This is a genomic window from Helicobacter sp. UBA3407 (assembly GCF_949747025.1).
Lineage (GTDB): Bacteria > Campylobacterota > Campylobacteria > Campylobacterales > Helicobacteraceae > Helicobacter_D > Helicobacter_D ganmani.
This window is the reverse complement of record NZ_CATKCB010000041.1, coordinates 1-5,955: the sequence shown is the minus strand read 5'-3', so window position 1 is coordinate 5,955 and position 5,955 is coordinate 1. Positions and strand designations below refer to the sequence as shown.

The 5,955-nt window shown below is 37.5% G+C and carries 9 protein-coding genes and 1 pseudogene; all 10 read left to right on the top strand.

Annotated features, from left to right (window positions below):
• The coding region (locus Q1553_RS00545; protein WP_300842665.1) for a thiol peroxidase at window positions 1-685 on the top strand (685 nt) is incomplete at its 5' end.
• A 19-nt stretch (window positions 686-704) separates the two neighbouring features.
• Entirely contained in the window at window positions 705-1,871 is a 1,167-nt protein-coding gene (locus Q1553_RS00540; protein ID WP_115551931.1) for an ABC transporter permease, read from the top strand.
• Window positions 1,872-2,627 carry an ATP-binding cassette domain-containing protein gene (locus Q1553_RS00535; RefSeq protein WP_297578794.1) on the top strand — a complete coding sequence of 252 codons (756 nt, stop codon included), beginning with the start codon at window positions 1,872-1,874 and terminating at the stop codon, window positions 2,625-2,627.
• Window positions 2,628-2,635: 8 nt separating this feature from the next.
• Window positions 2,636-3,439, top strand: a complete 804-nt coding sequence (locus tag Q1553_RS00530; protein WP_115551929.1) for an MlaD family protein — start codon at window positions 2,636-2,638, stop codon at window positions 3,437-3,439.
• 12 nt (window positions 3,440-3,451) lie between these two features.
• The gene (locus Q1553_RS00525) at window positions 3,452-4,033 is read left to right on the top strand and encodes a hypothetical protein (RefSeq protein WP_297578800.1); all 582 of its coding nucleotides are present in this window, start codon (window positions 3,452-3,454) and stop codon (window positions 4,031-4,033) included.
• An 8-nt stretch (window positions 4,034-4,041) separates the two neighbouring features.
• A complete protein-coding gene (locus Q1553_RS00520) occupies window positions 4,042-4,470 on the top strand; it encodes a dihydroneopterin aldolase (RefSeq protein ID WP_115551927.1) in 429 nt (142 codons plus the stop codon).
• 14 nt (window positions 4,471-4,484) lie between these two features.
• Window positions 4,485-4,955, top strand: coding sequence for a thioredoxin-dependent thiol peroxidase (bcp, locus tag Q1553_RS00515; RefSeq protein WP_115551926.1), 471 nt, complete (start codon window positions 4,485-4,487; stop codon window positions 4,953-4,955).
• Window positions 4,956-4,963: 8 nt separating this feature from the next.
• A complete protein-coding gene (locus Q1553_RS00510; RefSeq protein WP_300669116.1) occupies window positions 4,964-5,095 on the top strand; it encodes a hypothetical protein in 132 nt (43 codons plus the stop codon).
• A 100-nt stretch (window positions 5,096-5,195) separates the two neighbouring features.
• On the top strand, window positions 5,196-5,744 hold the full coding sequence (locus Q1553_RS00505; RefSeq protein ID WP_115551925.1) for a queuosine precursor transporter: 549 nt from the start codon (window positions 5,196-5,198) through the stop codon (window positions 5,742-5,744).
• Window positions 5,741-5,955: pseudogene (locus Q1553_RS00500) on the top strand (D,D-heptose 1,7-bisphosphate phosphatase); the annotation flags it as partial. The gene Q1553_RS00505 and the pseudogene Q1553_RS00500, both read left to right, overlap by 4 nt.

The window sequence follows — 5,955 nt, the reverse complement described above, 5'->3', positions numbered from 1 at the left end:
TGCGGGATTTGAGGAAAATTTTACAAAAAGCGTGCAGGGATTCGCGGGAGTGGAAGTCAAGGTGCAACTCAAAAAACCGCTTAAAAGCTTCAAAAATCAATATTTTGTGATTGGACGCACGCAAGGAGGAGATATTTTTCCGGCACTTGTGAGCCAAGAGGGAAGTTATTTTGTTGCATTAAGTAATATGATGAACCTAGACAAGGAGGATTCCAAAATGATTATGGAGGAACTCCGCAAAGCAGAAAATGCGAAAGAAAAGAAAGATACAGCGGCACTCAACGCACTTTTTTCAGGTTTCAATCAAGAGGATTTCATTTACCTTAGAGGAACGGGTAAAAACCTCCCAACTCATATTGTTGTAACAGACCCGGATTGCCCTTATTGTCGCAAACAATTAGAGGAGATAGAATCTGAACTAAAAGAAGCGAATTTGAAATTAATTTTTGCGCCTGTACATCAAAAGGAAGCCTTTATTAAGGCACAATTAGCGATGAATCAAACCGCAAAACTTAAAGCAGACGATACAAAAGGCAAAATCAAAATTCTACGCAAATTTTATCAAGACAGAAAATTGAGCAAAGAAGAAATGGCGACAGATTTTACACAAGTGCGCAAAAATACAGATAAAATTTTTGCTAGCAAAGTAATTCGGGGTGTCCCTTTTGTCTTTGAGCAAAAATAATGATTGAAAATGGCGTGTGATGCTAGCGAGTTTGGAGATTCGTTATGAAGGAGTAGAAAATGTCCTCATTACATTTGGCGGTATTTGGGACAAAAGCCTTTCTAAGCAAGTTTTGAATAAATTGGACAGCACTTGGGATTCTATTACGCGACATTTTGGGGGTAAAGAATCACAAAACATAAAAGTTCATATTTTATTAAGAAAAGATTTTGATTTGGATTTTTGTGGTGGGGAAGTTTTGTTGCGTTGGTTGGAGGATTTGAAGCAAAAGGGAAAAATTAGACTTGAGGATTCGCAAAATGCACTCTTTCTTTCCCCCAAAACACAGCGGATTTTTGCGCTTTTGCAAGAAAAGAAAATGCCCGATAAGTCAGCAATTACAGAGGAATTAATCCGCTGGCATTTGGACACCTTTAAGATTCTAAAAAATTGGAGTAATTACGCACTAATAACCTTTGGTTTCTTGGGTGAAATGATTTATCGCCTTTTAGTGGGTTTTATTAATCCCGCGACGATTCGTCTAAAAGCCTTGTTTTTCCAAGTACAAGAAGCATTGATTAAAGCGATTCCGATTGTCTCTTTGGCTTGCTTTCTGATTGGAATCGTGGTTGCCTATCAAGGCAGTCTCCAGCTTGCGCAATTTGGGGCAAGCATTTTAATTGTGGAGATGAGCTCTATGCTGACTTTGCGCGAAATGGCACCAATCATCACGGCAATCATCATTGCAGGGCGCAGCGCGTCTGCCTTTAGTGCGGAGATTGGAATGATGCGTGCGACACAAGAAATTGATGCAATGAATGTGATGGGATTTAATCCTATAAATTTCTTGGTGCTACCTCGTGTCATTGCGCTATGTGTCGCGCTACCTCTTGTGGTCTTTATTGCAGATATTTTTGGATTAGTTGGTGCAATGCTTGTTTCTTCTATGCAATTAGGAATCAGTAGCGAGCAGTTTGTGGAGCGATTTTTGCAAATGGTTGAAATGCGACATTTTTGGATAGGATTTCTCAAAGCCCCATTTTTTGGGTTAATTATCGCGCTTATTGGTTGTTATCACGGATTCATCGTAGCAAAAGACACGCGCAGTATTGGAATCCATACAACTAAAAGTGTGGTAGAATCTATTTTTTGTGTGATTGCATTTGACGCATTATGCTCGGTAATTTTTACGCAAATAGGTTGGTAAATGGAATCACAAACAAATGCAAACTTCCAAAATATTATAGAGATTCGTAATCTTACAACGACTTATGGGACGCGTATCATTCACGATAGAATCTCCTTTAATATCCGTAGAAAAGAAATTTTTGCTTTGCTTGGTGGAAGTGGGAGCGGAAAAAGCACCTTGCTTAATACAATGATTTTTCTAAAACAACCCACAAGTGGTGAGGTGAGGATTTTGGGTCAAAATATTTGGAATCTCAATCCCAAAGATACGCTCCAATGCAAATTAAATATAGGCGTATTATTTCAGTTTGGTGCGCTCTTTAGCTCCTTAAATGTGTTGGAAAACCTAATGATTCCTTTGCGGGAATGGACGAATTTCAGACCTAGTGATATAGAATCTCTAGCATATATTTGGCTTACGCGTGTGGGGCTTAAGGCAGAGGTTGCCAAACTTTATCCCAATGAATTAAGCGGTGGAATGGTGAAGCGCGTGGGGTTGGCACGTGCTTTGGCTTTGAGTCCAAAAATCTTATTTTTAGATGAGCCAACAAGTGGATTAGACCCCAAAAGCGCGAGACATTTTGATGCCTTGATTATGGAGTTGAGGGATTTATTGGGGATTAGTGTCGTAATGGTAACGCACGATATGGAATCTGTCAAAAGCGCAGTGGATAGAATGATAATATTGAAAAATCAAAAAATATTTTTTGAGGGAAGTGTCCGTGAGTTGGCACAACAAACACAATCGTTGGATTTGTTTTTATATCAGATTTAAGGAGGTTTATGGAAGCGCGATTGAATTATGTTTTACTTGGTGTGTTTTTTGTTGTTTCGTTGATTGCTTTGGCAGGATTTGTTTTTTGGATGGGAAAATACGATAGAAATCTTAAGGATTATCACGAATATTATCTTTATAACAAGAATTTGCCCAAAGGGATTCGGACAGAAACACAGGTGCGATATTTGGGGCTTCCAGTAGGATTTGTCAAGAGCTATAAACTCAATACAGAAGCAGAGGATGTAGAGATTACACTTTGGATTAAAAAAGAGATTGTTTTAAAGGAGGGGGCACATATTTTTGTTGATTCTCAAGGGCTAACAGGAGGAGCTTTTCTCTCTCTTGTGCAAGGGCAAGGAGAGTTTTATAAAGAGGGCGAAAAGGCAGTTTTGAGCTTACAAGAAAATTGGCTAGAAAAAGTCGGAAGTAAGGCAGAAAATGTGTTTGACCGCTTGGAGATGAGCCTTAATCGTATCAATCGGCTTTTGAGCGATAAGAACTTAGACAACATAGAGCGCGCTCTATCGGGTTTGGCAAACTTGCCACCAAGAATAGATAATGTCTTGCTCTCCGCGCAAAAAGAAATTAAAGGTGTAGGGGAGAGTAGAGAGGCGATTCATCACGATATTGTCAATGGGGATTATAATTTGCGTGCAATTTTAACGCCACTTCTGTATGATTTAGAACGAAACTCCAAAACATTAGAACAGGTTTTGCAAAGGGCAGAAAGTTCTATGGAAAATTTTTCTAACGCACCTAGTGAGTTTTTGTTTGGCACGCGAGGGCAAACTTTAGGACCACGTGAATAAAAAGGAAATATAATGCAAGCAATCCATAAAATTTCAAAAATTTTTTTTATTTTGATTTTTATCTTTGTTTTTGAAGGCTGTTTAGGCAAAGAATTGCCAAGAATTACTCACTATGAATTGAGCTTAGAGCCAGAGATTTTAAGTCCATATCCGACACAATTTGCAGGCAAAAAAGTGCGGAATCCCAGCTTTTTTGTCTATCTTGGTTCGGAAGCAAGCTTGAAAATCGCTAACAAAAGAATTGCTTATAAAATCAATGAAAATGCCATTGAATATTTTGTCAGAAATGAATGGATAGAGCCTCTACCCTTGATGATAGATTCTTTGGTGTTAAAAGCTTCCAAGCCTTTGGGATATATTCCTGTAAAAGAGCTAAAAAGCGGGATTCCAACTCTTGCGTTGAATCTTTTGGATTTTTATTATGATGAAAAACAAGAAATCGTGGTGCTTAATCTTATTGTGAATATTAAGGATTCTAGCCAACTTCTTAAGAAAGAAGTAAAGGTGCAAAAGGGCGATTTTTATCAAATTATTGTTGCGATGAATCAAGCGGTTAATTCTGCAATTTTGGATTCTTTTAATCTGCTAAATTAAGGAAATTGATGTCAAATTTAACTTTGAATAATAGCAAGCAAGATTCTGCACATTGTGTTTTGGAATCTAAACCATATACGATTTGTTTAGAGGATTTTATCCTAGAAGTAATCATTGGGATTCTGCCAAGTGAGCGCGAAAAGGCACAAAAGATTTTAATTAACGCAGAGTTTATATGGAATCCCAAAATACAGGCACAATGCGAGGATTCTATGAATTTAGACAAGAGAGAGGATTTTTTGGATTATCGGGATTTGAGGGAATTTATTAAAGAGTCTTTTGCACGGCAATTTGGATTGCTAGAGGAAGCACAAAGTTATTTTTACCGCGAGATTCCTTTGCGCTTTCCGCAAATCAAGGAGTTTTGGATTAAAATTACGAAATTGGAAATCTTTGAGGATTGCAAAGTTTCAATAAAAATTAATTATCAAAAATAAAAAAGGATTAAAAAATGGAATTAAAAATTAAAGACAATGCCCCGCTTTTTAGTTTGCCAAATCAAGACAATGCAGAGATTTCTCTGCAAGATTTTCAAGGAAGTTGGGTGGTAGTGTATTTTTATCCCAAAGACAAAACGCCCGGCTGCACAACAGAGGCTTGTGATTTTCGCGACCGATTAGAGATTTTAAGTGCGCGTGGCGCAGTGGTGCTTGGAATCAGCCCAGATAGCGTGAAATCTCATCAAAGTTTCATCTCAAAAGAATCTTTAAATTTTACCTTGCTTAGTGATACGCAAAAATCTGTGCTGAAAAGTTATGGGGCTTGGGGGCTAAAAAAGCTTTATGGCAAGGAATATGAGGGAGTGATTCGTTCTACTTTTTTGATTAATCCTCAAGGCAAGATTGCATACATTTGGAAAAATGTCAAAGTCAAGGGACATATTGCGGAAGTTCTAGCTAAATTAAAGGAATTGCAAGGATAGAGAATTAATTGACCTTGCAAGGAATGAAACAGCGAAGCAGTTGGGTAAGTTTGGGTAAGACTCACGCAACGCACGCCCATACTTGCAAATCCAAAGAATTTCGCCTTAAAGAGACTCAAGGATTCTACGATTCTTTGTAGAATCTGACAAAGGTATAGAAACCAACACACAAGATTTAGCTTTATGGAATCTTAAAGCCCAAAAGTATAAAATACAACTTTTGTTTTAAAGGGTCTATCAATGTCTAAAGTCGTGATTATCGTGTCTGTGATGATTTTTACTACACTTATTGTTGCTTCAAACTATCTTGTGCAGTTTCCAATTAACGATTTTTTTACCTTTGGTGCGCTGACTTATCCCTTTACTTTTTTGCTTGCAGATATTCTAGCGGAGAAATACAACAAGCAAGAAGTGCTAAAAGTAGTGCGTATCGGTATTATTTGTGCCTTTGTTCCCTCTTTGTTTTTGAGCGAATTTAGAATCGCACTTGCAAGCATTAGTGCGTTTTTTGTCTCCCAACAGCTAGATGTTTATGCGTTTTATTGGATTAAATCCAAATTTCCTAAAATTTGGTGGCTTAGAAGTGCTGGCAGCACCGCATTTTCTCAAGCATTGGATACAATGATATTTTTTCACATTGCCTTTTTGTTTGTTATGCCTTGGACAAGCGTGTTAATGCTCATAATAGGAGATTATTTGATGAAATTTATTTTTGCTTTTACAAATACGCCCTTCTTTTACCTTTTTGGGATTAGAATGCAGAAATTTTTGGGAGTTTTCGCGCGATGAGTGGAGTAAAACAAAAGGTTGTGTTTTTTGATAGAGATGGCGTAGTAAATCTTGAGGATTCGCCTTATGGCTACAAAATAGAGGAATTTTATTTTGCTCCGCATTTTATAGAGTTATTTTTGGAGCTTAAAAAGCAAAATGCACTTTGTTTTGTGGTTACAAATCAATCAGGGATTCATCGCGGAATCTTTAGCCAAAAAGATTTTGAAGC

Coding starts and splice junctions, on each gene's coding strand:
- Q1553_RS00540 (WP_115551931.1), top strand. CDS start 705: ATGCTAGCGAGTTTGGAGATTCGTTATGAAGGAGTAGAAAATGTCCTC.
- Q1553_RS00535 (WP_297578794.1), top strand. CDS start 1,872: ATGGAATCACAAACAAATGCAAACTTCCAAAATATTATAGAGATTCGT.
- Q1553_RS00530 (WP_115551929.1), top strand. CDS start 2,636: ATGGAAGCGCGATTGAATTATGTTTTACTTGGTGTGTTTTTTGTTGTT.
- Q1553_RS00525 (WP_297578800.1), top strand. CDS start 3,452: ATGCAAGCAATCCATAAAATTTCAAAAATTTTTTTTATTTTGATTTTT.
- Q1553_RS00520 (WP_115551927.1), top strand. CDS start 4,042: ATGTCAAATTTAACTTTGAATAATAGCAAGCAAGATTCTGCACATTGT.
- bcp (WP_115551926.1), top strand. CDS start 4,485: ATGGAATTAAAAATTAAAGACAATGCCCCGCTTTTTAGTTTGCCAAAT.
- Q1553_RS00505 (WP_115551925.1), top strand. CDS start 5,196: ATGTCTAAAGTCGTGATTATCGTGTCTGTGATGATTTTTACTACACTT.